This is a genomic window from Streptomyces sp. NPDC051740 (genome assembly GCF_044453165.1).
GTDB lineage: Bacteria > Actinomycetota > Actinomycetes > Streptomycetales > Streptomycetaceae > Streptomyces > Streptomyces atrovirens.
In genome coordinates this window covers 359,044-385,766 of sequence record NZ_JBITCL010000005.1, presented here as the reverse complement: position 1 = coordinate 385,766, position 26,723 = coordinate 359,044, and the positions used below count along the sequence as shown (strand labels likewise).

The 26,723-nt window shown below is 72.8% G+C and carries 24 protein-coding genes and 3 tRNA genes; 16 read left to right on the top strand and 11 right to left on the bottom strand.

Translation table 11 applies throughout. The features are described from left to right. Positions 1-59: 59 nt before the first annotated feature. The 6 genes from tadA to ACIA6T_RS11675 all read left to right on the top strand — a co-directional run bounded on the left by tadA (position 60) and on the right by ACIA6T_RS11675 (position 3,495). A complete protein-coding gene (tadA, locus tag ACIA6T_RS11700; protein ID WP_399446422.1) occupies positions 60-491 on the top strand; it encodes a tRNA adenosine(34) deaminase TadA in 432 nt (143 codons plus the stop codon). A 45-nt stretch (positions 492-536) separates the two neighbouring features. Further along, positions 537-621: transfer RNA gene (locus ACIA6T_RS11695), tRNA-Ser, on the top strand. Positions 622-711: 90 nt separating this feature from the next. Beyond that, positions 712-888, top strand: a complete 177-nt coding sequence (locus ACIA6T_RS11690; RefSeq protein ID WP_399446354.1) for a hypothetical protein — start codon at positions 712-714, stop codon at positions 886-888. Next, complete coding sequence (locus ACIA6T_RS11685; RefSeq protein WP_399446353.1) at positions 888-1,181, top strand: Dabb family protein; 294 nt, start codon at positions 888-890, stop codon at positions 1,179-1,181. The genes ACIA6T_RS11690 and ACIA6T_RS11685 overlap by 1 nt, the downstream gene beginning before the upstream one ends. A 156-nt stretch (positions 1,182-1,337) precedes the next feature. Further along, positions 1,338-2,345, top strand: a complete 1,008-nt coding sequence (locus tag ACIA6T_RS11680) for an RNA polymerase sigma factor SigF (RefSeq protein ID WP_399446352.1) — start codon at positions 1,338-1,340, stop codon at positions 2,343-2,345. Between the two features lie 247 nt (positions 2,346-2,592). Then, positions 2,593-3,495, top strand: a complete 903-nt coding sequence (locus ACIA6T_RS11675) for an RNA polymerase sigma factor SigF (RefSeq protein WP_073933416.1) — start codon at positions 2,593-2,595, stop codon at positions 3,493-3,495. Positions 3,496-4,010: 515 nt separating this feature from the next. Here ACIA6T_RS11675 and ACIA6T_RS11670 read toward each other — a convergent pair. Then, positions 4,011-4,208, bottom strand: coding sequence for a hypothetical protein (locus ACIA6T_RS11670; RefSeq protein WP_399446351.1), 198 nt, complete (start codon positions 4,206-4,208; stop codon positions 4,011-4,013). Positions 4,209-4,472: 264 nt separating this feature from the next. Between ACIA6T_RS11670 and ACIA6T_RS11665 the strand changes: the two genes are divergently transcribed. From ACIA6T_RS11665 to ACIA6T_RS11655, 3 genes are all read left to right on the top strand, one after another. Beyond that, entirely contained in the window at positions 4,473-4,964 is a 492-nt protein-coding gene (locus ACIA6T_RS11665) for a MarR family winged helix-turn-helix transcriptional regulator (RefSeq protein ID WP_399446350.1), read from the top strand. Positions 4,965-4,977: 13 nt separating this feature from the next. Next, entirely contained in the window at positions 4,978-7,521 is a 2,544-nt protein-coding gene (locus tag ACIA6T_RS11660; RefSeq protein WP_399446349.1) for an MFS transporter, read from the top strand. A gap of 108 nt (positions 7,522-7,629) precedes the next feature. Beyond that, positions 7,630-8,451 (top strand): YceI family protein, encoded by an 822-nt coding sequence (locus ACIA6T_RS11655; protein ID WP_399446347.1) that lies wholly within the window; start codon positions 7,630-7,632, stop codon positions 8,449-8,451. A gap of 27 nt (positions 8,452-8,478) precedes the next feature. Here ACIA6T_RS11655 and ACIA6T_RS11650 read toward each other — a convergent pair whose 3' ends face one another. After that, positions 8,479-9,204, bottom strand: a complete 726-nt coding sequence (locus tag ACIA6T_RS11650; RefSeq protein ID WP_399446346.1) for an ANTAR domain-containing protein — start codon at positions 9,202-9,204, stop codon at positions 8,479-8,481. 245 nt (positions 9,205-9,449) lie between these two features. Between ACIA6T_RS11650 and ACIA6T_RS11645 the strand changes: the two genes are divergently transcribed. Continuing rightward, positions 9,450-9,806 (top strand): STAS domain-containing protein, encoded by a 357-nt coding sequence (locus ACIA6T_RS11645; RefSeq protein ID WP_399446345.1) that lies wholly within the window; start codon positions 9,450-9,452, stop codon positions 9,804-9,806. Between the two features lie 9 nt (positions 9,807-9,815). Continuing rightward, positions 9,816-10,286, top strand: a complete 471-nt coding sequence (locus ACIA6T_RS11640; protein ID WP_399446344.1) for a PPOX class F420-dependent oxidoreductase — start codon at positions 9,816-9,818, stop codon at positions 10,284-10,286. Positions 10,287-10,342: 56 nt separating this feature from the next. Here the strand turns inward: ACIA6T_RS11640 and ACIA6T_RS11635 are convergent, their stop codons facing one another. From ACIA6T_RS11635 to ACIA6T_RS11605, 7 genes are all read right to left on the bottom strand, one after another. Then, positions 10,343-12,523: an ArnT family glycosyltransferase gene (locus ACIA6T_RS11635; protein WP_399446343.1), complete on the bottom strand. Its 2,181-nt coding sequence runs from the start codon at positions 12,521-12,523 to the stop codon at positions 10,343-10,345. Continuing rightward, positions 12,520-13,920 carry a glycosyltransferase gene (locus ACIA6T_RS11630; RefSeq protein WP_399446342.1) on the bottom strand — a complete coding sequence of 467 codons (1,401 nt, stop codon included), beginning with the start codon at positions 13,918-13,920 and terminating at the stop codon, positions 12,520-12,522. The genes ACIA6T_RS11635 and ACIA6T_RS11630 overlap by 4 nt, the downstream gene beginning before the upstream one ends. A 14-nt stretch (positions 13,921-13,934) precedes the next feature. Next, positions 13,935-15,506 carry a sensor histidine kinase gene (locus ACIA6T_RS11625; RefSeq protein ID WP_399446341.1) on the bottom strand — a complete coding sequence of 524 codons (1,572 nt, stop codon included), beginning with the start codon at positions 15,504-15,506 and terminating at the stop codon, positions 13,935-13,937. Continuing rightward, positions 15,503-16,243: a response regulator transcription factor gene (locus ACIA6T_RS11620; RefSeq protein WP_398927433.1), complete on the bottom strand. Its 741-nt coding sequence runs from the start codon at positions 16,241-16,243 to the stop codon at positions 15,503-15,505. Before ACIA6T_RS11620 ends, ACIA6T_RS11625 begins: the two co-directional genes overlap by 4 nt. 102 nt (positions 16,244-16,345) lie before the next feature. After that, positions 16,346-17,248 (bottom strand): amidohydrolase family protein, encoded by a 903-nt coding sequence (locus ACIA6T_RS11615; protein ID WP_399446340.1) that lies wholly within the window; start codon positions 17,246-17,248, stop codon positions 16,346-16,348. 217 nt (positions 17,249-17,465) lie between these two features. Beyond that, on the bottom strand, positions 17,466-18,338 hold the full coding sequence (locus tag ACIA6T_RS11610; protein ID WP_399446339.1) for a DUF2797 domain-containing protein: 873 nt from the start codon (positions 18,336-18,338) through the stop codon (positions 17,466-17,468). A gap of 41 nt (positions 18,339-18,379) precedes the next feature. Further along, complete coding sequence (locus tag ACIA6T_RS11605; protein WP_399446338.1) at positions 18,380-18,778, bottom strand: HGxxPAAW family protein; 399 nt, start codon at positions 18,776-18,778, stop codon at positions 18,380-18,382. A gap of 95 nt (positions 18,779-18,873) precedes the next feature. Here ACIA6T_RS11605 and ACIA6T_RS11600 point away from each other — a divergent pair, with 95 nt between their 5' ends. From ACIA6T_RS11600 to ACIA6T_RS11590, 3 genes are all read left to right on the top strand, one after another. Beyond that, positions 18,874-19,350: a MarR family winged helix-turn-helix transcriptional regulator gene (locus tag ACIA6T_RS11600; protein WP_399446337.1), complete on the top strand. Its 477-nt coding sequence runs from the start codon at positions 18,874-18,876 to the stop codon at positions 19,348-19,350. Between the two features lie 83 nt (positions 19,351-19,433). Next, positions 19,434-19,865 (top strand): hypothetical protein, encoded by a 432-nt coding sequence (locus ACIA6T_RS11595; protein ID WP_399446336.1) that lies wholly within the window; start codon positions 19,434-19,436, stop codon positions 19,863-19,865. Positions 19,866-19,930: 65 nt separating this feature from the next. Then, positions 19,931-20,425: a potassium channel family protein gene (locus ACIA6T_RS11590; protein WP_399446421.1), complete on the top strand. Its 495-nt coding sequence runs from the start codon at positions 19,931-19,933 to the stop codon at positions 20,423-20,425. 65 nt (positions 20,426-20,490) lie between these two features. Here the strand turns inward: ACIA6T_RS11590 and ACIA6T_RS11585 are convergent. Beyond that, positions 20,491-20,563: transfer RNA gene (locus ACIA6T_RS11585), tRNA-Arg, on the bottom strand. Positions 20,564-20,754: 191 nt separating this feature from the next. After that, positions 20,755-20,845: transfer RNA gene (locus tag ACIA6T_RS11580), tRNA-Ser, on the bottom strand. 194 nt (positions 20,846-21,039) lie between these two features. On the opposite strand from ACIA6T_RS11580, the gene ACIA6T_RS11575 reads away from it, so the two are divergent. Both ACIA6T_RS11575 and ACIA6T_RS11570 read left to right on the top strand, forming a co-directional pair. Beyond that, positions 21,040-21,525 carry an SSI family serine proteinase inhibitor gene (locus ACIA6T_RS11575; protein WP_399446420.1) on the top strand — a complete coding sequence of 162 codons (486 nt, stop codon included), beginning with the start codon at positions 21,040-21,042 and terminating at the stop codon, positions 21,523-21,525. 283 nt (positions 21,526-21,808) lie between these two features. Beyond that, on the top strand, positions 21,809-26,716 hold the full coding sequence (locus ACIA6T_RS11570) for a PAS domain-containing protein (protein WP_399446335.1): 4,908 nt from the start codon (positions 21,809-21,811) through the stop codon (positions 26,714-26,716). Positions 26,717-26,723: the final 7 nt, after the last annotated feature.

Genomic DNA, 26,723 nt, shown 5'->3' with positions numbered 1-26,723 from the left:
CGGCCACCACCACCCCGTCCGGACCGCCGGACCCGGTACGCGACCCCTGGCGGGCGGCGATGCGGCTCGCCCTGGACGAGGCCTCACGGGCCGTCCGGGGCGGGGACGTCCCCGTCGGCGCCGTCGTGCTGGCCCCGGACGGCACCACCGTGCTGGCCGCCGCCCACAACGAGCGCGAGGCCGCCGGCGACCCCACGGCCCACGCGGAGGTCCTCGCCGTCCGGCGGGCCGCCGCGCGGCTCGGGGAGTGGCGGCTGGCCGGCTGCACCCTGGTGGTGACGCTGGAGCCGTGCACGATGTGCGCGGGCGCTCTCCAGCAGTCACGGGTGGACCGGGTGGTCTACGGCGCCCGGGACGAGAAGGCGGGCGCGGTCGGCTCGCTGTGGGACCTCGTCCGCGACCGGCGGCTCAACCACCGCCCCGAAGTCATCGAGGGCGTACTCGCCGAGGAGTGCGCCCGGCTGCTCACGGAGTTCTTCCGGAACCGCTGAATACCGATTTCAAACCACGCCCCACCGTGCTGTAAGGTCTCCCTCGGTAGCGTGTCCGAGCGGCCGAAGGAGCTCGCCTCGAAAGCGAGTGTGGCGCAAGTCACCGAGGGTTCAAATCCCTCCGCTACCGCCGGTGAAGGGCCCCGTCGTCAGACGGGGCCCTTCGTGCGATCATGGGGCCGCTCGATGCTCGTGTGACACCAGTGACAGGGGGGCCGCGGTGGCGGTGAACGCGAAGAAGATCGCCGTCTACGTCCTTGTGGTCTTCGTGCTGTACCTGATCATCACGGACCCGGAGACCGCGGCCGACTACGTCCAGATAGGGTTCGAGGGCATATCGGACGCCGCGAAGGCCATCGGCGACTTCATGACCTGGCTGGCCAACGGAGGAAAGTGATGATCCGCCACCTGGTGCTCTTCCGACTGGACGAGGGCGTCGAGCGCGACGACCCCAGGGTCGTGAAGGGCGTGGAGGCCTTCCGTTCGCTGGACGGCAAGATCCCGGAGATCCGCTTCTGGGAGTGCGCCTGGAACATCAGCGACCGCCCCATCGCCTACGACTTCGCCATCAACTCGGCGTTCGAGGACGTGGAGGCGCTGCGCCGGTACGTGGAGCACCCGGAGCACCAGGCGGGTGTCGGACTGTGGCGCGAGTTCGCCACGTGGGTGATCGCCGACTACGAGTTCTGACACTCCGCTCCCTGGAGCCCCCCGCCGTGACGGCGGGGGGTTTTGTCGTTCCGTACGTCCGTTTTTGGCACTCAACACGGAATATGCGGTACTTGCGCATACTGAGTCAGTCTTGTGATGCTATGACCGCTTTTGAGGGATGAGTCGACGGACGATGTGAGCGATGAAGAGGTGGCGTTGACCGTGCCGGCCAGTACTGCGCCGCCCCAGGACGAGGTGTCCCCCGACGCGGTCCAGGCTCCGGCCCCCGACCGGTCCTCCCTCACCCCGTCCTCCCCTGCCCCGCCCTCTCCCGGCCCGCCCTCTCCCGACCCGGCCTCTCCCGGCCCGCCCTCTCCCGGCCCGGCCTCTCCCGACCCGGCCGCGACCGCCGACGACCGGCCGGTGAGCCCCGCCAAGCGGCGCGGCGCCGACACCCGGGCCCTGACCCAGCTGCTCTTCGGCCAGCTCAAGGAGCTGGAGCCGGGCATGCCGGAGCACGCCCGCGTGCGCGCCGCGCTCATCGAGGCCAACCTGCCCCTGGTGCGGTACGCCGCCGCCCGCTTCCGCTCCCGCAACGAGCCGATGGAGGACGTCGTCCAGGTCGGCACCATCGGGCTGATCAACGCCATCGACCGCTTCGACCCGGACCGGGGCGTGCAGTTCCCGACGTTCGCGATGCCGACGGTGGTCGGCGAGATCAAGCGGTACTTCCGGGACAACGTCCGCACCGTCCACGTGCCGCGCCGGCTGCACGAGCTGTGGGTGCAGGTCAACAGCGCGACCGAGGACCTGACGACCGCCTTCGGACGCTCCCCGTCGACCGCCGAGATCGCCCAGCGGCTGCGCATCACCGAGGAGGAGGTGCTGTCCTGCATCGAGGCCGGACGGTCGTACCACGCCACCTCTCTGGAGGCCGCGCAGGAGGGCGACGGGATGCCGGGACTGCTGGACCGGCTGGGGTACGAGGATCCCGCCCTGGACGGCGTCGAGCACCGCGACCTCGTCCGGCACCTGCTCGTCCAGCTCCCCGAGCGGGAGCAGCGCATCCTGCTGCTGCGTTACTACAGCAATCTCACCCAGTCGCAGATCAGTGCCGAACTCGGCGTCTCGCAGATGCACGTGTCCCGGCTGCTGGCACGTAGCTTCCAGCGGCTGCGGTCCGCAAACAGGATCGAGGCGTAACCGGAAAGAGCGAATCACCCCACAGCTCTTTTCTGTGCGCTTCTGGTCCGAAAGCCCGTCAGACCCCTTGTTTCCAGGGCTGATTCACATCTCAGATGTCGACATGTCACTACAGCGTGTTGCCGACATGTGACATTCTGCGGAAAGCGCGTTTGCCGGAGCCTCGGCGCCGGTATTCCAGGTGATGGCTGCGTTCCTCGATCGAGGAGCGTCCGCCGCGACCGTCCCGCGACCCAAAGGGGGTGGCATGTCCGCAGAACAGGGCAGCTCGAAGGTGCTCACGCTCGCGGAGAGCGAGACAGCTCCCCATGCTCTCGACGCACTCGGCCCCATCGACGAGGGCCCGGCCCTCCCGACCACGCCCGCTCCGGAACTCCCGGACACGGCGGCCCTCGACACCCGCACCCTGTCCCGCTCCCTGTTCCTGCGGCTCGCCGTACTGGACGAGGACAGCCCGGAGCGCGCCTACGTCCGGGACACCCTGATCGAGCTCAACCTGCCGCTGGTGCGGTACGCGGCGGCGCGGTTCCGCTCGCGCAACGAGCCGATGGAGGACATCGTCCAGGTCGGCACCATCGGGCTGATCAAGGCGATCGACCGCTTCGACTGCGAACGGGGCGTGGAGTTCCCGACGTTCGCGATGCCGACGGTGGTCGGCGAGATCAAGCGGTTCTTCCGCGACACGTCGTGGTCGGTGCGGGTGCCGCGCCGGCTGCAGGAGCTGCGCCTGGCGCTGACGAAGGCCGGCGACGAGCTCTCCCAGAAGCTGGACCGCTCCCCGACGGTCGCCGAACTCGCCGCCGTACTGGGCGTGTCGGAGGAGGACGTCGTCGACGGGCTCGCGGTCGGCAACGCGTACACGGCGTCCTCGCTGGACTCCCCCGCCCCCGAGGACGACGGCGGTGAGGGCTCGCTCGCGGACCGCCTCGGCTACGAGGACACGGCGCTGGAGGGCGTGGAGTACCGCGAGTCGCTCAAGCCGCTGCTGGCCAAGCTGCCGCCCCGGGAACGGCGGATCATCATGCTCCGCTTCTTCGCCAACATGACCCAGTCACAGATCGGCGAGGAGGTCGGCATCTCCCAGATGCACGTCTCTCGCCTGCTCACCCGGACGCTGGCCCAGCTGCGGGAGGGCCTCATCTCGGACTGAGGCACGGCACGGGGCACCGACGGGGCGCTCCGTACGTGGAATCGGATTCGTGGCCGCCGGGGCGCCTCGTACGGGCGCAACGGCGGCCGCCGCGTTTTCCGGTGATCCCGCACCCGGTTCTCCGGCGCCCGCGCCGGGCCACCGCGTTTTCCGGTGATCCCGCACACGGCTTTCCCGTACTCACGCCCGCGCGGGGCCACCGCGTTTTCCGGTGATCCCGCACACGGCTTCCCAGCGCTCGCGCCCGCGTCGGGCCGCCACCGTCACGCCTACGTGCCGGGAGCGGCCCCCGGCACCCTTCCCGTGCCTGGGCGGCTTCGCCCCCAGGCCCCGCTCGCGCCCACGTGGCAAAGTCGCACGCCGGTACGGCCCCGCGCCCCTGGGAGTGGCGTCACTTACAGGGGCGCGGGGAACTGCGCGAGGAACCACGACGTACCCGCGGCCGCCGGCTCCCGGTGAGCCGCAGCATGGCGGCGCGAACCGCGGTCATGGCGGCGCGAGCCGCGAGGCCGTCGTTACTTCAGTGCGAGCCAGGCCACCGCCGCGACGACCGCCACGGCGACGACGACGCCGACGATCAGACCGATCCGCGGGCCGCCGCCGGTGGTCGCGGCGGCCTGCCGGCTCTGGGGTTCCTCGTCGACGAACGCGCGGAACATCTGGGTGCTGCCGGCGGGGTCGTGGTTGCCCTGCGGGCCCTGGGTGTTAGCCATGCCCCGAGACCCTAGCGAATGCCCGGTGAGGCGCCCAAGTGGGGGCATGGGCAAGGGGTGATGGGCGGCCCCGGCGAGGGGTGGCGGGCGGCGTCGGCAGGGGCTGACGGGCGGTGTCGACGGTGCGGAAACGCCCGGACCTGCGGGTTTACTTTCGCGATTACTTGCCTTTGCCAAGTTTTTGGGCCAGGAGGCCCGTTTTTATTTGCCTTCAGCAACCATCGATTCTTATCGTTGCCCTAAGCAATCAAAACGGGAGGTGTCATGGCCGAGCAGGCGCAGTACGAGGAACTGGTTCGACAGTTCAGCGCCTTCGGCGCCGTCAAGCGGGAAATGAACCGGATCATGCCGACCGGCTGCCCCAGCGGCTCCGCCGCCGTGCTGGCGCTGCTCGGCCGCCACGGCGACATGCGCATGAGCAGGCTCGCCGAGCTGCTGTCCGTGGACATGTCGGTCACCAGCCGCCACGTCGCCCACCTGGCCGAGCGCGGCTGGATCGAACGCTCCCCCGACCCCGCCGACAAACGGTCCCGCATCCTGCACCTCACCCCCGCCGGCCGGACCCAGCTCGACGAGCTGTTCCGGCGGTCCACCCAGCTCCTCTCGGAGCGCCTGGACGACTGGTCCGACGACGAGGTCAGCCGGCTCACCCAGCTGATGACCCGGCTCAGGGACAGCTTCGGCGACTGCCGAGCGGTGCCCCGCCCGGCATCTCCCGCTCCCGAACAGACCACCCGTACACCCGCAAGCACGTAAGAGAAGGAAGTCCATGGCAACGACCACACCGAACGGTGTGCGGGCTCATGCCAAGCACGGGGGAGGCTCCTCCGCAGACGCTCCGATGACCCATCGGCAGATCATGGAGGCGCTGTCCGGGCTGCTGCTCGGCATGTTCTGCGCCATCCTGTCGTCGACCATCGTCACCAACGCCCTGCCCGAGATCGTGGGCGACCTCGGCGGCGGCCAGAGCGCCTACACCTGGGTCGTCACCGCCTCGCTGCTGACGATGACCGCCTCCACCCCCCTGTGGGGCAAGCTCGCCGACCTCACCAGCAAGAAGATCCTGGTCCAGGCGGCCCTGGTCGTCTTCGTCCTCGGCTCCGTCGTGGCCGGTCTGGCGCAGAACCCGGGCATGCTGATCACCGCGCGTGCCATCCAGGGCCTGGGCGCCGGCGGTCTGTCCGCCCTGGCGCAGATCATCATGGCCGCGATGATCTCCCCGCGCGAGCGCGGCCGCTACTCCGGCTACATCGGCGCCACCTTCGCCGTCGCGACCGTCGGCGGCCCGCTGCTCGGCGGCGTGATCACCGACACCAGCTGGCTCGGCTGGCGCTGGTGCCTCTACGTCGGCGTGCCCTTCGCGATCATCGCGCTGATCGTGCTGCAGAAGACGCTGAACCTGCCCGTGGTCAAGCGGAAGGTCAAGGTCGACTGGGCCGGCGCCTTCTTCGTCACCGCGGCCGTCTGCCTGCTGCTCGTCTGGGTCACCTTCGCCGACGACAAGTACTCCTGGATGTCCTGGCAGACCGGCGTCATGGTCGGCGGCGCGATCGTCCTGACGCTGATCTTCCTCCTCGTCGAGTCGAAGGCCGACGAGCCGATCATCCCGCTGCGCCTGTTCCGGAACCGCACCATCACGCTGGCCTCGCTGGCCTCGCTGTTCGTCGGTATCGCGATGTTCGCGGGCACCGTCTACTTCAGCCAGTACTTCCAGCTCGCCCGGGACAAGTCCCCGACGATGTCGGGCGTCATGACCATCCCGATGATCGGCGGCCTGTTCATATCGTCGACGGTCTCCGGCATCATCATCACCAAGACCGGCAGGTGGAAGAGCTGGCTGCTGGTCGGCGGTGTGCTGCTGACGGCGGGCCTGGGCCTGCTGGGCACCATGCGCTACGACACCCCGTACTGGCACATCGGCGTCTTCATGGCGCTCATGGGTCTCGGCGTCGGCATGATGATGCAGAACCTGGTCCTGTGCACGCAGAACCAGGTGGCCCCGAGCGACCTGGGCGCGGCCTCCTCCGTCGTGACCTTCTTCCGGTCCCTCGGCGGCGCGGTGGGCGTCTCCGTGCTCGGCTCGGTCATGTCCAGCCGGATCAGCGACTACGCCCGGGACACCATCGGGCAGCTCAGCCCGCAGGAGCAGGCCGCCGCCGCCAAGACCTCCGGCAGCGGCACGATCCCCGACATGGACCTGCTGCCCCCGTCCATCCGCACCTGGCTGGAGAGCGCCTACGGGCACGGCATCGCCGACATCTTCCTGTACGTCGCGCCGATCGCCCTGCTCGCCTTCCTGGTGACGCTGTTCATCAAGGAGGTCCCGCTGCGGACGTCCGGCGCGCTGGCCCAGGCCGCGGAGGCCTCGGACGGGACCGCCCCGGCGGAGGCCCCGGCCCCGGCGGGGGCCGCCCGTGCCGCCGCCGAGCCGGTTCCGGCCGGTGCGGTGACGGCCCCCTCGGCCGCCGGGACCGCCGGGACCGCCGCCACGCAGCGCCCCGCCGCCGTCGCCACGGCGGCCGGCCCCGGTGAGCCGGAGGCACCCGTCTCCGGTGGCATCCCGGTACGCGGTGTCGTGCGCGGCGCCGACAGCGCGCCCGTGCCGCAGGCCGCCGTCACGCTGATCTCACTGGGCGGGCGTCAGCTCGGCCGGTCGGTGGCGCAGGCCGACGGCGCGTACGCGGTGGACGCGCCCGGCGCCGGGTCGTACGTCCTGATCGCCGCCGCCGACGGCCACCAGCCGCAGGCGTCCACGATCGTCGTGAACGGCGAACCCCTCGCCTACGACATCCTGCTCAGCGGCACCAGCGGGCTGACCGGACTGGTCCGCACGGCGGACGGCGGGCTGCCGGTGAAGGACGCGATGGTGATCGTCACCGATGTGCGCGGCGATCTGCTGGCCACCGGGAGCACCGGTGAGGAGGGCGAGTTCTCGTTCGCCGAGCTGGTGCCGGGCGCGGTGACCGTGGCGGTGAACGCCGCCGGGTACCGGCCGCGCGCCCTGCCCGTCGAGGTGGGCGGCACCGGGGTCACTCGGGTCGAGGTCGACCTGGAGACCGGCGCCCGGGTGCGGGGTGTGGTCCGCGCCCCGCACGGGCCGCTGGCCGACGCCCGGGTCACCCTGGTCGACGCGGCCGGCAACGTGGCCGGCACGGCGACGACCGGTGCGGACGGCGCGTACGCCTTCGCCGATCTGGACGGCGGCGAGTACACCGTCATCGCCACGGGCTACCCGCCGGTGGCGACGGCGCTGACCGTCTCCGGCACCGGTGTCGACGACCACGACATCGAGCTCGCCCACCCGGGCGAGTAGCGAAACCCCGGCCCGTGGCGGGGGGCGCGTCCTGTAGCGGAGACGCGCCCCCGCCGCGGGCCGGTCTGTTCACGACCATTTCGTACGTATGTGCAGGGAGAAAACGGGATGTCACTGACCGCGAGGATCCGCACCCGGGACGGATGGGCCGTGTCGCACGCGGTCGTCACGGTGACCGACGGGACCGGTACGCAGGTGCTGCGCGCCGAGGCGGACCCCGAGGGCGCCGTGCGGGACGCCACCGCGCTGGCGCCGGGGGCGTACACCGTGATCGTCACCGCGGTCGGGTACGCGCCCGCCGCCGCGAGCGCCATCGTCACCGCGAGCGGGCGGGCCGAGGTCGGGACGGTGACACTGGCCCGGCAGGGCGGCACCGAGCTGCCGCCGCCGGGGCCGTGGACCGTGGACCCGGCGCATTCGAGCGTGGCGGCCGTCGCCCAGCACCTGGGCATCTCCAGCGTGCGGGGACGGTTCACCGAGTTCGCGGCCCTGGTGGAGGTCGCGCCGGACGACATCGCCAAGTCCCGTGTGGAGGCGGTGATCCGGGCGGCGTCCATCGACACCGGCAACGGGACGCGCGACGCCCATCTGCGGTCCGCGGACTTCCTGGACGTCGAGCGGTACCCCGAGATCACCTACCGGTCCACCGGTCTGACCGGGGCGGGTTCCGACCGCTGGACGGTCCACGGCGAGCTGGCCATGCGGGGCGTCGTCCGGCCCGTCGACCTGGACCTGGCCTACCTCGGCACCGGGGCGGACCCCTGGGGCGGCACCCGGGCGGCCTTCCGCGCCACGGCCGAACTGCGGCGCGAGGACTTCGCGATGAACTACAACCAGGTCGTCCAGGCCGGCATCGCGGCCATCGGCACGACCCTCCGGGTGGAGCTGGACGTCCAGGCCGTGCAGGGGGAGTCGCTTCCGGCCGCGTAAGGCCCCGACAGGTCCTGTCGGACCCTGTCAGGGGGTGTGGTCGGGGTCGACGATGCGGCGGGCGAGGTCGCGCAGTTTGATGTTCTCCCGCTGCGAGGCGCGGACCAGGCTGTCGAAGGCGCCGGCCGCGTCGATGTCCAGGCGCTCCATGAGGATGCCGGTGGCCTGGCCGATCAGGTCCCGGGTGCGCATGGCCTCGGTGAGCTGCTCGCGCACGGTGGCGGAGTCGAGGGCGATGCCGACGTGCGCGGTGAACAGCCGGCCGACCCGCAGCGCGGTCTCGTCGAAGGCGCGCGGCTTGCGGGCGTAGGCGGTGAGCACGGTCAGCCGGCGGCGGTCGGCCCGCAGCCGCAGCGACAGCGCGGACCGCAGGCCGAGCCCGGACAGCACCTCGTCGCCCTCGCCGTTCTCGCTGTCCTCGACCCCGGCCACGGGGGCGGCCCACAGGCGGTGCCAGTACGGCCGCCGCCCGTCCCCGGGGGCGTCGCCCTCCTCGGCGGCGCGTACGACGTCGTCGGTCCAGGCGAGCGTGGAGCGCCGGTCGTCCCGCTCGACGACGGAGATGCCCGCGTGGTCGGCACCGGGCACGAGGTCCACCGCGAGACGGACGGCGGTGTCCAGGGTGCTGTCCGGGGTGGACGTCTCGTGCAGTCGCCGTGCCGCAGCCGTGAGCGCTTCCGCCAGCTCCAACCCAGCCGGGAAACGGGGCAAATCAGAAAACCGGGACGCAGCCACCACGAACCTCTTCGGCATGCACGGCACCACGGCCGTGCGCAGGAGAGCTCCGCAGCACATTCCTGACTGCGAGCACAGGACGCACGGAATTCTATCTGTTCGGTTGCGATGAGGTGACGCCCGGACCTGCGGTATCGGCGTCCGGGCCGATCACCACCCCGGCTCCGCTACCACCGGCGCCCTCCGGCGTGGTGGAATGGCGGACGGGTCAGGAAGTGGCCTTGCCGGAATCCCGGACGACGCATGTCTGCCAGGTGAGCACCGTGACCTTCCTGCCGAACCCCTCCGACCCGCGTGACGTGTCCGAGCACACGCTGTTCCGCTTCCCCCCGGAGATCGACTTCTCCAACGCCGGGGGACTCCTCGACGTCATCGTGGCCAAGGGCCGCCCCCGCGACGGCCGGCGGGCCCGTGTCCTGGTCCTCGACCTCACCGCGACCGACTTCATGGACTCCCAGGGCGTCCGCCTCATCAACGACGTACGCCGGCTGCTGCGCCCCGGCACCCTCGTGTACGTGGTGGCCCGCCCGGACAGCGTGGCCGCCCGCGTGCTCGAACTGACGGGCCTGCGCCGCGACGTGCCCGTGTACGACAACCTCCCGGAGGCCATGGCGGCCTAGTCTGACGCCATGGCACCCAACATCGCGACGAACACCCGTGTCTCCCTCGACGGGCTGCTGGACTTCGTACGGCCCCGGCACCGGGCGGTCCTGCTGACCCGGCGGGCGGACGGCGGTCCCCAGGGCTCGCCGCTGACCTGCGGGGTCGACGACTCGGGCCGGATCGTGGTCTCCACGTACCCCGAGCGCGCCAAGACCCGCAACGCCAAGCGGGACAGCCGGGTGAGCCTGATCGTCCTCAGCGACGAGTGGAACGGGCCGTGGGTCCAGATCGACGGCACCGCCGAGGTGGTGGACTCGCCCGAGTCCGTGGAGCCGCTGGTGGAGTACTACCGGAACATCGCCGGCGAGCACCCGGACTGGGACGAGTACCGCGCCGCCATGGTCAAGCAGGGCAAGTCGATCATCCGGATCACCCCGGAGCGCTGGGGCCCGGTGGCGACCGGGGGTTTCCCGGCGCGGCTGGCCGAGGGGGAGTGAACGGGTGAGGGCGGTGACATGGGATGTCACCGCCCTCGTCCCCCATCGGGGGACCGTCAGCTGTCGGTCGTCTTCTGCGTGAGGTCGTAGAAGGTGGCCGAGCCGGCCGTCACCTCCTTGAAGTTCTCCTGCACCCAGGTGGAGATCTGCGAGGAGCTTCCGGAGTCCCCGCCCATTCCGCCGCCCATGCCGCCGCCGGCGACGAAGTAGTGGATCTTTCCGTCCGCCACGTACTTCTTGAACTGGGCGAGCGTCGGGGACGGGTCGGTGCCGTTGAAGCCGCCGATCGCCATCACGGGTTCTCCGGTGGAGAGCTGGTAGCTCGCGGCGTTCTGGGCGCCGATGGCCGCGGCGGCCCAGGTGTAGTCGCCGGCGTCGGCCTCCAGCAGTTCCTTCGCCTCGGAGTCGACGTCCGCGCCGCCGAGCAGACCGCCCATGCCGCCGCCACCCATGCGGCCCTCGGCGCTGTTCCCGGTGCCGTTCTGCGGGGCGCCCTGGCCGTTCTGGCCGTTCTGGCCCATGGGTCCGCCGTCGGGGAAGCCGCCGGTGCCGCCCGCGCCGGGCGGGGTCTGGCCCTGGCCCTGACCGCCCTGCTGCCCCTGGCCGCCCTGCTGGTTCTGCCCGCCGGGTCCGCCCCCGCCGGGGAAGCCGCCGCCGCCCCCGCCGGGACCGCCGCCCATGCTCGCCCCGGCCGGACCGGCGGTGACGATCGAACCGGTGTGTCCCTCCTGCACGGTGCTCAGCGTGTACGCCGTCGGACCGGCCAGCGCGGCCACCAGGCCCAGCCCCGCCGCCGCGAGCGCCACCCGCCGCCCCACCTTGCCCGCGAAGACCAGCCCGAGGGCGGCGACCAGCCCGCCGACCAGGACCAGCCACTTCAGCCACGGCAGGTAGTCGGGCGTGCGGTTGAGCAGTACGTACCCCCAGGCCGCCGTGGCCGTGACGGCGGCCGCGAGGGCGAGCGACGCCCACAGTGCCCGCCGCTTCTCCCACAGGGCCGCCGCGCCCATGCCGGTCACGGCCGCGAGGTACGGAGCGAGGGCCACCGTGTAGTACTGGTGGAAGATGCCGGCCATGTAGCTGAAGACCACCATGGTCATCAGCAGCGAGCCGCCCCACACCAGGAACGAGGCGCGGGCGAGGTCGGTCCGCGCGGCCTTCCGGGTGAGGACCAGGCCGGCGACGAGCAGGATCAGCGCGGCGGGCAGCAGCCAGGAGATCTGGCCGCCGATCTCGGAGTTGAACATCCGGTCCCAGCCGGTCTCGCCCCACTGTCCGCCGCCGCCCATGCCGCCACCGCCGCCGACGCTGCCGGTCTCCTCGCCGTTGAGCCGGCCGAGACCGTTGTAGCCGAAGGTCAGCTCCAGGAAGCTGTTGTTCTGCGAACCGCCGACGTACGGGCGCGACGACGCCGGCCACAGCTCGACGACCGCCACCCACCAGCCGCCGGAGACGACCAGCGCGACGGTCGCCAGGGCCAGTTGCCCCAGCCGCTTCTTCAGCCGCACCGGCGCGCAGACGCCGTAGACCAGCGCGAGGGCCGGGAGGATCAGGAAGGCCTGGAGGGTCTTGGCGAGGAACGCGAAGCCGATCGCGGCCCCGGCCCACACCAGCCACTTCGTACGGCCGTCCTCCAGGGCGCGGACGACGAGGTAGCAGGCGACGGACATCAGCAGCGCCAGCAGCGCGTCCGGGTTGTTGAACCGGAACATCAGCGCCGCGACCGGGGTGAGCGCGAGGACCGCGCCCGCGATCAGCCCGGCCGCCGGGCTGAAGCGGCGGCGTACGGCCGCGTAGACGACGGCGACCGTGCCGACGCCCATGAGCACCTCGGGCACCAGGATCGCCCAGGAGTTCAGGCCGAAGATCCGCACCGAGAGCTCCATCGGCCACAGCGAGGCCGGGGGCTTGTCCACGGTGATGGCGTTCGCCGCGTCCAGCGAGCCGAAGAAGAACGCCTTCCAGGACTCGCTGCCCGCCTGGACGGCCGCCGAGTAGAAGGAGTTGGCGTATCCGGAGGCGCTCAGGCCGTAGAGGTAGAGCAGCCCGGTCACCAGCAGCAGACCGAGGAAGGCGGGGCGCACCCAGCGGGGGTCCTCGGGCCAGCCGCGCCACGCTCTGCGGGCGAGGGGTCCGCGGGGTTCGTCCGGTCCGGGGGCGGTGTGGCGGCCCTCTTCCGGAGGTCCCCAGGTGGCGGGGTCCGCCGGGGGACTCGTCTGGTCGTACTGCGTGGTCATCGGAAGTCCCTCGGGTCGAGGTCGGAAGGGCTGGAAGGGCTGGACGGACGGGTGGGGAGCGGCGAGCGGACCGGCTGGAGCGGCAGGGTCGCGTCCTGCCAGGAGGGAGCGGCGGGGGCGTCCTGCCAGGCGGGAGCGGCGGGGGTCTCGTGGGACCGGCCGCGGTCCGGGAACACCCACGCCCGGAAGAGCAGGAACCGCAGCACGGTCGCCGCGAGGTTGGCCGCGACGAGGACCGCCAGCTCGGTGGAGTGGGCGGGGTCGCTGGTCGCGGTGTTGAGCGCGGCGAGCGAGCCGCTGGTCAGGACGAGACCGATGCCGAAGACGACGAGCCCCTGCGCCTGGTGCCGCACGGCCCCGCCGCGCCCCCGCACCCCGAAGGTGAGCCGCCGGTTGGCGGCGGTGTTGGCGACCGCCGAGACCAGCAGGGCGAGCCCGTTGGCGATCTGGGAGCCGGTGAAGGTCCGGAAGCCGCTGTAGAGCAGCAGGTAGAAGAGGGTGGACAGGGCGCCGACGACACAGAAGCCGACCAGCTGGCGGGCCAGTCCCTGCGGTACGTCCTGGATGGTGCGGTCGCGCGGGTCGTCGCCGAAGGGGCGGGCGAGCCGGTCCAGCGGCAGCGAGCCGGTGGCGAGGGCCTTGCCGACCCGCCAGACGCCCTTGAGGTCGTCGGTCGCCGTCTTCACGATGTGCACGGTGGAGTCGGGGTCGTCGACCCAGTCGACCGGCACCTCGTGGATGCGCAGCCCCGCACGCTCGGAGAGGACCAGCAGCTCGGTGTCGAAGAACCAGCCGCTGTCCTCCACCAGCGGCAGCAGCACCTGGGCCACGTCACGGCGGATCGCCTTGAACCCGCACTGCGCGTCGGAGAAGCGGGCCTGCAGCGAGCCGCGCAGGATCAGGTTGTACGAGCGGCTGATGAACTCCCGCTTGGCGCCCCGCACGACGCGGGAGCTGCGGCTCAGCCGGGAACCGATGGCGAGGTCGGAGTGGCCGGAGATCAGCGGGGCGACCAGCGGCAGCAGCGCGTTGAGGTCGGTGGACAGGTCCACGTCCATGTAGGCGAGGACGGGGGCGTCCGAGGCGGACCAGACGGTCCGCAGCGCCCGGCCGCGTCCCTTCTGCTCCAGGCGCACCGACCGCACCTCCGGGAGCCGCTCCGCCAGCCGGCCGGCCACGTGCGGGGTGCTGTCCGTGGAGGCGTTGTCGGCGATCGTGATGCGGAAGGCGTAGGGGAAGGTGCGGGTCAGGTGCTCGTGCAGTCTGCGGACGCACGGCTTGAGGTCCTTCTCCTCGTTGTAGACGGGGATCACTACGTCCAGGACCGGCGTGCCCGCTCCGGCGGCCGGGAGGTGCTCCCGCGCCGGCAGGGTGCCGGGAGAAGAATCGGTTCGCATGGAACCGACTCTGCTCAGGCGCCCTGTCGTGCCCATGTGGTGACGCTGTGCCGCGGCTGTGAGTACGGCTCGGGCGCCGACCGCGGTTCGACGGCGGGGAGATGGAGCGTGAACGCGGTGTGTCCGGGCACGCTGTCGACGGTCACGGCACCCCCGTGGGCGGTCGCCACGGCCTGCACGATGGCCAGGCCCAGACCGGTCGAACCGGTGGCACGGGTGCGCGCCGAGTCACCGCGCGCGAACCGTTCGAAGATGCGCGGGAGCAGCGCGGGCGGGATGCCCGGCCCGTTGTCGACCACGTCCACGCAGAGCCAGGGTCCGTTGCGGCGCACCCGCGCGGTGACGGTGGTGCCCGGCGGGGTGTGGTTGCGGGCGTTGCCCAGCAGGTTGACGAGCACCTGCTGGAGCCGGGCGGCGTCGGCGCACACCGGCGCGGGTTCGTCGGGCAGTTCGAGCCGCCACACATGCTCCTGCCCGGCGGCTCGGGCGTCGCTGATGGTGTCCACGACGAGCGGTACGAGGTCGGTCTCCTCGAACTGCAGCGGCCGGCCCGCGTCCAGGCGGGCGAGCAGCAGCAGGTCCTCGACGAGCAGGGTCATCCGGCTCGCCTCGGACTCGATCCGTCCGAGCGCGTGCCGGGTGTCGGGGCCGACCTGCTCCCGGCCGCGCCGGGTGAGTTCGGCGTACCCCCGGATGGAGGCCAGCGGCGTACGCAGCTCATGGCTGGCGTCCGCGACGAACTGCCGTACCCGGGTCTCGCTCTCCTGGCGGGCGTGCAGCGCTCCGTGGACGTGGTCGAGCATCCGGTTCAGCGCGGCACCGACCCGGCCGACCTCGGTGTGCGGATCGCACTCGGACTCGGGGACGCGCTCTTCGAGGTTCACCTCTCCGGTGTGGAGCGGCAGTTCGGAGACACGGGTGGCGGTGGCGGCGACCTTGCGGAGGGGGCGGGTGGCGACACCGACGATGACGGCTCCGGCGAGGGAGGCGGCGATCAGGCCGGCGGCGGTGACGCTGATCTCGACGAGGATCAGGGTGTTGATGGTGTTGTCGACGTCCGCCGTGGGGAGGGCGGTGTAGAACGCCCCGTTGCGGCCGCTCTCGTAGGTGACCCGGTACTGGCCCAGCCCCGGGACGTCCACGGTGTGCGGCTTCTGGTCCTGCGGGACGGCGGCGAGCGCCGCCAGCTGGGACGCGGAGAGATCGGCGGCCTCGGGCGTGGTGAAGCCGTTCTCCACCTTGGACTCGCTGACGATCCCCTCGGTCACCGTGCCGTCCTCGACGACCGCGCCGATGGTGCCGAAGCCCTGCGGCCCCTTGACGACGAAGTCGAGGGGGTCCTCCTGGTTCAGCAGGTCGGGGCGCGGCCGCTCGCCCACCGGCCCGCCGGCCGCGCGCATGGCCACCTCGCGCAGCTGCCCGTCGAGCTGCTCGTAGAGATGTGACCGCAGCGCCAGCGTGGTCACGGAACCGATCACCGCGCACACCACCGCGATCAGCACCACGGACGCGACGACGAGCCGCGTCCGCAGTGTGCGCGGGGTGCGTGCCCGCCGCTGCGGACGCGGCCGTCGCCGTCCGCTCATGCGACCGCGGGCTTGATCATGTAGCCGGCGCCGCGCCGGGTGTGGATCATCGGCTCCCGGCCCGCGTCGATCTTCCTGCGCAGGTACGAGATGTACAGCTCGACGACGTTCGCCTGCCCGCCGAAGTCGTACGACCAGACCCGGTCGAGGATCTGGGCCTTGCTGAGCACGCGCCGCGGGTTGCGCATGAGGAAGCGCAGCAGCTCGAACTCGGTGGCGGTGAGGTGGATGTTGTCGCCGCCGCGGGTGACCTCGTGGCTGTCCTCGTCGAGGGTGAGGTCGCCGACGACGAGCATCGACTCGGAACGGCGGTCGGCCGCGCCGGAGCGGCGGATCAGTCCGCGCAGCCGGGCGACGACCTCCTCCAGGCTGAACGGCTTGGTGACGTAGTCGTCGCCACCGGCGGTCAGTCCGGCGATACGGTCTTCGACGGCGTCCTTGGCGGTGAGGAACAGTACGGGCACGTCCGGCAGCTCGCGGCGCAGCCGGCCGAGGATGGCCAGGCCGTCCATGTCCGGCAGCATCATGTCCAGGACGACGGCGTCGGGCCGGAACTCGCGCGCGGTGCGGAGGGCCCCCTGGCCGTCACCCGCGCTGCGGATCTGCCAGCCTTCGTACCGCAGGGCCATGGACAGCAACTCGGTGATCGACTGCTCGTCGTCCACCACAAGCACGCGGACGGGGCTCCCGTCCGGCCTCAGCAGTTCGGTGCGCCCCTGGGGCGAGATCGTGGTCATACCGCACACGATGTCCGGGGCCTCTGAGAACACCCTTTCGGGAACCTGTGTTTTACCTGAGAAACTCACAGGCTGTTCTCAGCCGGGGCGGGGCGGCCCCGCTCAGCCGGGCAGGCCGAAGAGCCGGGCCGCGTTGTCGTGGCACACCGCCCGCAGCCAGGCGTCCCCGAGCCCCAGCCGCTCCAGCGCGTGGAGCTGGTGGAGGTAGGGGTACGGGATGTTCGGGAAGTCCGAGCCGAGCAGGATCCGGTCGCCGAGGGCGGCCAGCCGGGGCAGGGCCCGCCGGGGGAACGGCGCCAGGCGTTCGCCGAAGTCGGTGAACGCCATCGTGGTGTCCAGCCGCACCTCCCCGTACCGCTCGGCGAGGTCCAGGAAGTCCTCGTACTCGGGCATCCCCAGGTGCGCCACGATCAGCCGCAGCCGGGGGTGCCGGGCCAGGACCCGGGCGATCGGCCCGGGCCCGGTGTGCTTGCCGGGCGCGGGCCCGGACCCGCAGTGGACCACCACCGGAACGCCCGCCTCGGCGAGCAGTCCCCAGGCGCCGTCGAGTGATTCGTCGGCCGGGTCGTACGCGCCCACCTGCACATGTGCCTTGAAGACCCGCGCGCCGGCGTCGACGGCGTCCCGGACGTGGTCCACGACCCCGGGCTCCGGGAAGAGGGTGGAGGTGTGCAGGCAGTCGGGGGTGCGGGCGGCGAAGTCGGCCGCCCAGCCGTTCAGCCAGGGCCCCATGCCCGGCTTGTGCGGGTAGAGCATGGCGGTGAAGGCCCGTACGCCGAACTCCCGCAGCAGCGCGGTCCGTGCCGCCTCCTCCTCCCGGTAGGTGATCGGCCACTCGACGCCGCCGGTCAGCGGCCCGAGCGCGTCGAAGTAGGCCCACACCTTGTGCAGCACCCGCTCCGGCATGAAGTGCGTGTGCACGTCGACGAGCCCGGGCAGTCCGAGCCCCTCCCAGAAGCGCCGTACGTCGTCGGCTTCGGTCCGGGTGTCGGGATGAGCACTCATGCCGCCCACGATCACCCGCGACCGCGACCGGGGTCCAGGGTCCGGGGTCCGGGGGGATGCTGTCGGCGGACCTCGTCACCGTTCGGTGAGGGGAGCGTTTCTCCCGGCGAAACACCGCGCAAGCGGCGTCATAGCGGGAGAAACGCTCCCCTCATGGTGCCGGGCGGCCGCCCGACGGATTCGCCGACAGCGTCCAGCGGGTGTCGCGGCCTCCGGATCAGAACAGCCCGTCCTGCGCCACCGCCCGGTCCCTCACCGCCCTGACCGGCACCGAGAACTCCCGTCCCGGGGCCGGGAGCAGTTCCCACCCGGTCAGCAGCCGGGTGTCCAGCACCACGACGCCCTTCCCCGTCGCCAGATGCAGATCGGGGCCGGCGGCGGCCACCAGCTCACCGCTCACCGCGCCCCCGGCAACCAGCTCGCTCACCTCCCCCACGGCGGCCGGCACCCCCGCAAGACCGAACACCCCGACGTGATCGACCGGTCGGAACGGCTCACGGGCGAGCGACGCCGGCCATCCGTCCAGGGCGACCGCCCGCGCGTGCAACCTGGCGATCTCCGCCGCCCGCTCCTCCTCCCCGTCCGGGAGGACCGCCCGCACCGCCCGCTTGTCGGCGTAGGGGATCCGGTCGGGCACGCGGAGCGCGGCGCGCAGCAGCTCCTCGGTGCGCCGCGCCGCCATCAGCGGCCCGGTGCCCAGCCAGCTGAAGCAGACCGCCCCCTGCTCCAGCAGCCGTGCCGGCCCCCGCTGCACCGCGGTGATCCCGACCTTGGTCATCCCCGGCCCGAACCACGCCAGGTACACGCGGTAGGGCCGCGGGTCGTCCGCGAGGGTGTCGGCGGCCACCGAGTGCGCCCGGTCCAGCCGGGCGCACTCCTCGCAGCGCGCCCCCGTGCTCCGCCCCGGAACGGCCGCCCCGAGCGGACACGCGTGCCCCCGTGCCCCCACACATGTCCGCACTCCCCCTTCCCCGACCCCGAAGGCCACCCGTTTCCCCCGGGTCGGCGCGGAGCTCCGGCCGCCCTCCCACGCCAGTACGGGACCGTCCGCCGACCATCGCAGCCCCGAACATCGCCATGCCTGTGCCATCTCTGCCGAGACTAGGGGGCACCACTGACAACGGCCGCGGTTCAGCCGTCGGTCCGCCCTGACCCCACGGAAGGCCGCGCGTCCGGTGCGCCACCGCGCGCCGCGGGTACGACGACCGGCCCGGCCGCCCGCGCCGCGACCCGCCCCCGGCCGGCCAGCCGGCAGCCCAGGCACCGCGCGTGCCCCTGCCGGGCGCTCAGGTCCCGCACCCGCCACCCCCATTGCTCCCTCGGCCGGGGGCCCGGCTGCTTGCCCCACCCGGCGAGGTGCAGCACCCAGGTGACGACGAGGCCCGCGAGCGCGATCGACGCCCCGCCCACCAGCAGCGGTCCGGACACCGTGACGATCCCGAACCCCACGACCGCGGCACCGGCCCCGGCGATCCCGAAACCCGTCCACCCCGCGACCGTGTGCCCGTGGTCATATGAATGTGCGCTCACGTGTCTGCCCCTCCGCCACCGACGCCAGAATCTCTCACATCGTAAGAGATTTAGCACGAAACTCCTCACGATCTAAGAGAAACGAGGAAACCGGAATGCAAGCCAAGCCGCGCCAGCCCGCCACGCCGGAGCAGGCGCTGTGGGCGATGGACCAGCTCGTCGCGACCCACCTGGTGGGCCGGCACGAGATCGCCCAGCAGGTCGGTCTGAACGTCACCGACCTGACCTGTTTCGCCTTCGTCATCGAGGCCGGCGAGGACTTGCTCACGGCCGGCGAGCTGGCGGACCGCGTCCACGTCACGACGGGCGCGATGACCGGGATCCTCAACCGCCTGGAACGCGCGGGCTACATCACCCGCCGCCCCGACCCCGCGGACCGCCGCCGCGTCCGCGTGGAAGCGCTGCCGGACGCCCTGGCCCGCACGCGCGAGATCTACGACCCCTACTACGCCCGCGTCAACGAGCTCTTCGCCGACTACACCCCGGAGGAGATCGCCGTGCTCCACGACTGGTTCCGCCGCGCGAACACGGTCGCGGCCGACTACCTGGAGGAGCACTGCCGCACCGACTGAGACACCGAGGTGCCGAGTGCGGACCGGAGTGCAAACCTGGTGGAGGGGCCGCAACGCTCGGGGACAGCCGAAAGGTCGAACACATGGCGAGCAATGTCAGCGGCACGCGCCACCACCAGGCCGGGTGGGAGGCCAGGAGCCCTTGGGCGACGGGTTGGACGGCGGCAGCGGCGGTCCTGATGACGTTCGGCGGCATCATGGCGATCTTCCAGGGCATCGCCGCCATCGCCCAGGACGACGTCTTCGTCACCACCCAGAACTTCACCTACGAGTTCAGCCTGACCGGCTGGGGCTGGATCCACCTGATCCTCGGCGCCCTGGTGACCGTCGCCGGTCTCGCCCTGTTCACCGGGGCCACCTGGGCCCGCGTGGTGGGCATCGCGCTGGCCGGGCTCAGCATGGTCGCCAACTTCGTGTGGCTGCCCCACGCACCGGTCTGGTCGATCGCCCTCCTCATCATCGACGGCTTCATCATCTGGGCCCTGTGCGCACCGCGCCGCGAGTCCCGGGCGTAGAGCGCACGTTCGCGGGCTGGAGGACCTTCTGGCCCGGACTGGTCGGGGTGACGGGTGTGGTGGCGATGGTCACCGCCTACTTCCTCCTGCCCCTGAACGGTCTGGGCCCGCACCGGCCGGCCCTGAGCTGGACCCTCTTCGTCCTCGCCCTGGCGCTCGTGGCCGTCCTGCTGCTGAGACAGGTGGTCCGCGTCCTGCTCGGACACCCGAACATACGTCCAGGACTGGTCATCCCCCTGCTGACGACCCTGTCCATCCTGGTCTTCGCGACCACCTACCTGGCCCTGGCCCAGAACCCCGGCGAGCTCGTCGGCCTCGACACCCGCCTCGACGCCCTGTACTTCACCCTGGTCACCCTCGCCACCGTCGGCTACGGCGACATCACCCCGCACGGCCAGGCGGCCCGCCTGGTGACCATCCTGCAGATCCTCTACACCTTCATCTTCCTCACGGCGGCGGCCACCGCCCTGACCCACTACCTGCGCACCGCACTCCTGCGCCAGCGGGGCCCGCACCGCCATGACACCCACGCGGACGACGCGGACGCCGACACCGAATGACTCGACGACTCGATGACCCCGGAAACGCCAGAGGCCCCGGATCTCTCCGGGGCCTCTGTCCTGTGTGCACTCGGCAGGATTCGAACCTGCAACCTTCTGATCCGTAGTCAGATGCTCTATCCGTTAAGCTACGAGTGCTTGTCTCTTCAGTTTTCTCGCCGCTCCCCGGTCCTTTCGGCCCGCTCGCGGCGACAGGAAGAACATTACATGACTGCCGCCGCCATGTGAAATCCGTTTGGCCCACCCCTTGTGACCTGCGCAAACGCGGGATCGGCAGGGGAGACAACGACGAAGCCCCGGCCGCAGGGGCCGGGGCTTCGTGATCGGTGCGGAGGCGGAGGGATTTGAACCCTCGATGGGCTTTAAGACCCAAACCGCATTAGCAGTGCGGCGCCATAGACCGGACTAGGCGACGCCTCCATGCACAGAACCCTCCGCGCGTGAGCGCGAGTGGAATCGGTGCGTGCCGATGATGACACACCCGCGTGGGCTGTCACCAATCGCCACCCACGGTACTAGGCGGGGAGCCCGCAGGGCAAAGCGCTTCCGGCTGTCGCGTCGGTATGGCGCAACGTCCCGCGCGGTGGCGCGTTGATCAGGTCATGTCGCAGCTCATGTCACAGCTCATCTCTCAGGTCGTGTCGCGGATCCGGCGTGCGGGCACCGCGCGCCCCGTGCTGCGGCGGCTCGTCGCCGTCGCGGCCCTCACCTCGCTGTCCACCGCGCCCCCGGCGGCGTACGCGCAGGACGCGCCTCCGCGCGGTGACCGCCTCACCGTCACCGTGCGCGACGCGGGCGGCGGGGTGGACGGGACGTACGAGGTGCGGTGCCGGCCCGGTGGCGGCAGCCACCCCGACCCCGCCGGGGCCTGTGCGGCCGTCGAGCGGAACGCACGGTGGGGGCGGGACGCCTTCGCCCCGGCACCGCGGGACGCCGTCTGCACCCTGCAGTACGGCGGGCCCGCCACCGCCCGCGTCACCGGCACCTGGGCCGGCCGTCCCGTCGACGCGGCCTACGACCGTACGAACGGATGCGAGATCGCCCGCTGGGACCGGCTGGTGCCGCTGCTGCCCGAAGCGGGCGCCGGGGGACGCGGGTGAGGGAGACCTCCCGAGTGGCGGAAGTGGCGGGGCGCGTGGTGGCGAGTCGGGGCACAGGGGGCGTAAAGGTCCCGCGAAGGTTCGTGGCGCGTCGGCGCAGGCAGTCCCGGGTTCCGGGCCCACCGGGCGTCACACCGCCGTCACTTTCCCGTGCGATGTCCGTCGCATCCGGCGTCGCGAGCGCAATCCCAGCCCTTAGACTCCCTCGCGTGACACGCTGCGGGCAGGTTGGCAAGATGGCCCGAGCGGTCGGCACGTCGCGGTAACAGGGAGGAAGCGTCTCGTGAGCAGCAGGCCATCCCGGGGCACTGCTCGCCTCGCAGCCATACTGGACGCGCTTCCGGACGCCTTGGTGCTGGTCAACGCCAACGGGACGGTCGTCAACGCCAACGCCATCGCCCTGGAGGCCTTCGAGACCCCGGGCACGGCCCTGGTGGGGCGGGGGCTGCTGGATCTGCTGCCGGAGTTCGACTCCAAGCTCATCCCGGGGTCCATGCGGCGGCCCGACCACATCGATCCCCGGGCCCGCACCAAGCCGACGCGGATGGTCGCCCGGCGGACCGACGGGACCGAGTTCCCGGTCGAGGTCACCAGTGCGAATCTGGAGACCGGCCAGCAGGCGTACGACACTTACGGCTACACCGGCGACGAGCTGCTGATGCTCGTCGTCCGCGACCTCTCCGGCACCGTCGACACCGAGGCCGAGCTGGCGCGTTCGCAGCGGCAGACCGAGATGATCCTGCGCGCCGCCTCCGAGGGCGTCGTCGGCACCGACACCGACGGGCGGATCGTCCTCGTCAACCCGGCCGCCGCCCAGATACTGGGCTACCGGGCCGGCGAACTCGGCGGGCGCGAACTGCACACGCTCGTGCTGCACTCGCGCGCCGACGGAGCCCCCTTCCCGTACGACGAGTCCCCGCTCGCCGACACCCTGCGCTCCGGGCGCAAGCACCGGGTGCGCGGTCAGGTGCTGTACGCCAAGAACGGCGACAAGCTGCCGGTCGACCTGACGACCGCGCCGGTGCGCGACGGCGACCAGCTCGTCGGCGCCGTCATGACGTTCCTCGACCGCCGCCCCTACGACGCGCTCGCCGAGGAGAAGGAGCAGGCCGAGCGGGAGCACGCCGAGGAGCTGGAGCGGCTCGCCGAGGAGCACGGCTCCGAGCTCACCGCCCTGCGCCAGGGCCACGTCACCGAGCTGGAGGAGCTGCGCGAGCAGCACGCGGAGGAACTCGCCGCGAACGAGGAGCGGTACGCCGCGCTCGGCGAGCGGGAGAAGGACCGCTACGAGGCCCTCGCCGCCCGGCACGACCAGTTGCTCACCCTGCTCGGGCGGTCCCTGCGGGGCCCGCTGGACGAGCTGCGCCGGGAACTGTCCGCGCTGGCCTCCGACGACGCCGGGCAGTTGTGGCCCGAGGCCAACCAGGTGCTCCACCACCTGTCGGCCGGCTACGCCCGGATCACCACCCTCATCGACAACGTCCTCGGCTACCAGCGGCTCGACGCGGGCGGCGAACAGATCGCCCGTACGAAGGTGATGCTCGACGCCGTCGTCGCCGCCGGGGTCGACGGGGCCGTGGAGCTCATCGGCCCCGGACGGGTGCAGTTCGCGGTGCACGCGCCGCCCATCGAGGCCGAGGTCGACCCGCGGCTGCTCGCGACCGCCCTCGCGCATCTCGTCGCGGACGTCGCGGGTGTCGACGCGACCGGCAACACGCCGGTTTCGGCGGGCGGTTACCTGGACAACACGGTCGTCGTCGCGGCGGCGCAGCGCGGTGAGGTCGTACGCATCGAGGTGCGCGGGCCGTACGGCGGCGGCGACCCGGTGCACGAGCCGATCGTGCGCGGGATCGTCCGGGCGCACGGCGGTGTGCTGCAGACGCACGAGGTGCCCGGGATGAGCGGCAGCGCGTTCGTCCTCGAGGTGCCGATCGGGGGCGGGGCGGGGTCCGTGCCGACCGCCGAAGTGGCGGTGCCGGCCGAGGAGACCGTTCCCGCCGAGCCGGCCCCCGGTGGCGGCGGGCGGCGCCGGGCGCGGCGCGCGTCCGTGGACGCCTTCCTGGAGAGCGAGGTGCCGGGCGCCGACGACGGCTCCGGTACGGACTCCGCGCCCACCGGCCGGCGCAGGCGCCGGGCTGCCGCCGCCGTCGACGACGAGCCCGCGCAGGCGTCCGGCGGTACCGGGCGGCGGCGCGGCCGGCCGGCCGAGAACGCGCCGGCCGCGGTGGGTGCCGAGATCGAGCTCGCCGGGGCCGCCGGGGTGTCCGAGGGGGCCGTCGTCACCGCCGCCGAGCATGCGGCGGGGGCCGCCGCGTCGAACACGGGGCTGGGCGGGACCGTACCGCCGCAGGGGATGCCGGGGCCGTCCGGGCAGCGTGCCCGGCACGAGTCCGGCGAACAGCACGCGCTGCCGCCGGCGCTGCCCGCGCCGTCCGACGCGCCCCAGGCCGAGGTCGCGGTGCATGTTCCGGCTCAGGCTTCGGAGCAGGCGCAGTCGCAGCCGACGGGACGGCGCCGGCGTGCGCTGGCCGCCGCCACCGAACGGGCGGCGGCGCAGGAGGCCGCGCCCCGTACGGTGTTCGCACTGCCACCGGCCGAGGCGGACCAGGAAGAGCACACCGGCCGGCCGGCACAGGCCGAGGCGGTCGGGCAGGCCGACGCGGCCGGACGAGCCGGGGCGGTCGGACGAGCCGGGGCGGTCGGGCAGGCCGGGGTCGACAACGGCCACCATGACGCCGTTCCGCACGACCAGGCCGACGATCACACCCCACCGCAGCCGCATCCCACCAGCGCGCCGACGGGCCGCCGGCGGCGGGCCGTCGCCCAGCCGGCGGAGCCCGAGGGCACACCCGCCGAGGCCCCCGCTCCGGCCGCGCAGACGGCGACCGCCCAGGCTCCAGGGGCTTCGGCGCAGTGGGGTGCGGCGCCTGTCGCGCCGCAGGGCGCTCCGGTTCCGCCACAGGGTGCTCCCGTGCCCGCGCAGGGGGTGGCTGTTCCGGCCCAGGGGGCCACGGTCCCGCCGCAGGGCACTCCCGCGGCGCCGCAGAGTGCTCCCGTCCCCGCACAGGGGGCGAGTGTTCCTTCGCAGGGGGCTCCCGTTCCGGCACACGGCGCCGCGGTCCCGGCGCAAGGGGCTGCTCCCGTACCCGCACAGGGCACGGCCGTCCCCCCGCAGGGCGCTCCGGTCCCCGCACACGGCGCCGCGGTCCCGGCGCGAGGGGCCACGGCCCCAGCACATGGGGCTCCGGTCCCCGCACAGGGCGCGGCCATCCCCTCACAGGGCGCTCCCGTTCCGGCACACGGCGCTCCGGTTCCGCCGCAGGGCGCCGCGATTCCCGCGCAAGGGGTTCCGGTCCCGGCACAGGGTGCGGCCATCCCGCCGCAAGGCGCCACACCCTCAGCACCTGGGGCCCCCGTCCCTGCACAAGGTACGGCCGTTCCCCCGCAGGGGGTTCCGGTCCCGGCACAGGGGGCTGCGGTCCCGGCGCACGGCGCCCCCGTACCCGCGCAGGGCGCGACCGTCCCCCCGCAGGGCGCTCCCGTGCCGGCACAAGGCGCGGCCGTTCCCCCGCAGGGCGCTCCGGTCCCCGCACACGGCACTGCGGTCCCGGCGCAAAGCGGCGCGGCCCCAGCGCATGGGGCTCCGGTCCCCGCGCAGGGCGCGACCGTCCCCCCGCAGGGCGCTCCCGTGCCGGCACAAGGCGCGGCCGTTCCTCCACAAGGAAGCCCCGCCCCGGCACACGGCGCCGTCGCCCCGCCGCAAGGCACCGCACTCCCGGCGCACGGTGCCCCCGTACCCGCACAGGGGCAGGCGGCGCAGCCGCTTCCCGTCGCTCAGCCGCTTCCCGCCGAGGCCGTGCCCGGGACGGGTGCTGCGGCCGAAGGTGGTCCCGTCCCACAGCAGTGGCCCGCCGCCGGTGACACCTCCGGTGCCGGTGTGGCCGTACCGGCGGCCGCGGGTCCGTCGCAGCCGACTCCCGCCGCCGGCACCCCGTTGCCGCCCGAGGGCGCTCCGGTGCAGCGGGCCGCTCAGCCGTTGCCCGCGGAGGCCTCGGCGCCGGTCGATCCGAACTCCACGCAGGGGCGGGCGATCAGCGTGCGGACGCTGGGGCAGGGGGTGCCGTTCAACCGGCAGGCCGCCCAGGTGCAGCAGCCGCTGCCGTCGGCCACGCCTCCCCCGCACCAGCCGGGTGGCTCCGGCCGCCGCCGCAAGCTCGGTACGCGCCCCGACCCGGCCGCGGGCAGCGAGCAGAACGCGCGTCCGCACCCGTCGGCCGAGCCCGCCCACGCGCACGCGCCGGCGCACTCCCGGCTCGCGCCGGCGACCGAGGGCACCGGACGGTCGTACGCCATAGGGGCGCCCGACGCGGACGCCGCCGAGGGGCCCGAGCCGCTGGACGGTCCGGGCGGAGCCGTCGAGGTGGCGGACCCGCCGCGTCCGCAGCCGATGGACGACGAGCTGCCGCCGGAGCCGCTGGACAACCCGCGCCGGCTGCTGGTGTGGCCCGCGCCGGACGTCACCACGCAGCAGGCGCTGAGCGACCGCGGCTACCGGCCGGTGATCGTGCACTCGCGCGAGGAGGTCGACGCGCAGATCGCGGCGTTCCCCGCCGCGCTGTTCGTGGACCCGCTGACCGGGCCGATCACCCGTACGGCCCTGCAGTCGCTGCGGCAGGCCGCGGTGGCCGCCGAGGTGCCGGTGCTGGTCACGGCCGGGCTCGGACAGGCCTCGCGCGATGCCGCGTACGGCGCCGATCCCGCCGTACTGCTGAAGGCGCTCGCGCCGCGCGACAGCGATCAGCACCCTCCGCGCGTGCTGCTGATCGAGGAGCACGCGGAGATCGCGCTGGCGCTGACCGGGACGCTGGAGCGGCGCGGGATGCAGGTCGCGCGGGCCGCGAGCGACGCCGACGCGGTGGCGCTGGCGGGGCAGTTCCGGCCGAACCTGGTGGTGATGGACCTGATGCGGGTGCACCCGCGCCAGGCCGGGCCCGCCGGGATCATCGACTGGCTGCGGGCGAACGGGCAGCTCAACCGCACCCCGCTCGTCGTCTACACGGCCGCCGTCGACCAGGCGGACCTGCCGCGGCTGGCCTCCGGCGAGACGGTGCTGTTCCTGGCGGAGCGGTCCACCAGTGAAGAGGTGCAGGAGAGGATCGTCGACCTGCTGTCGCGGATCGGGACCAACTGACCCGCAC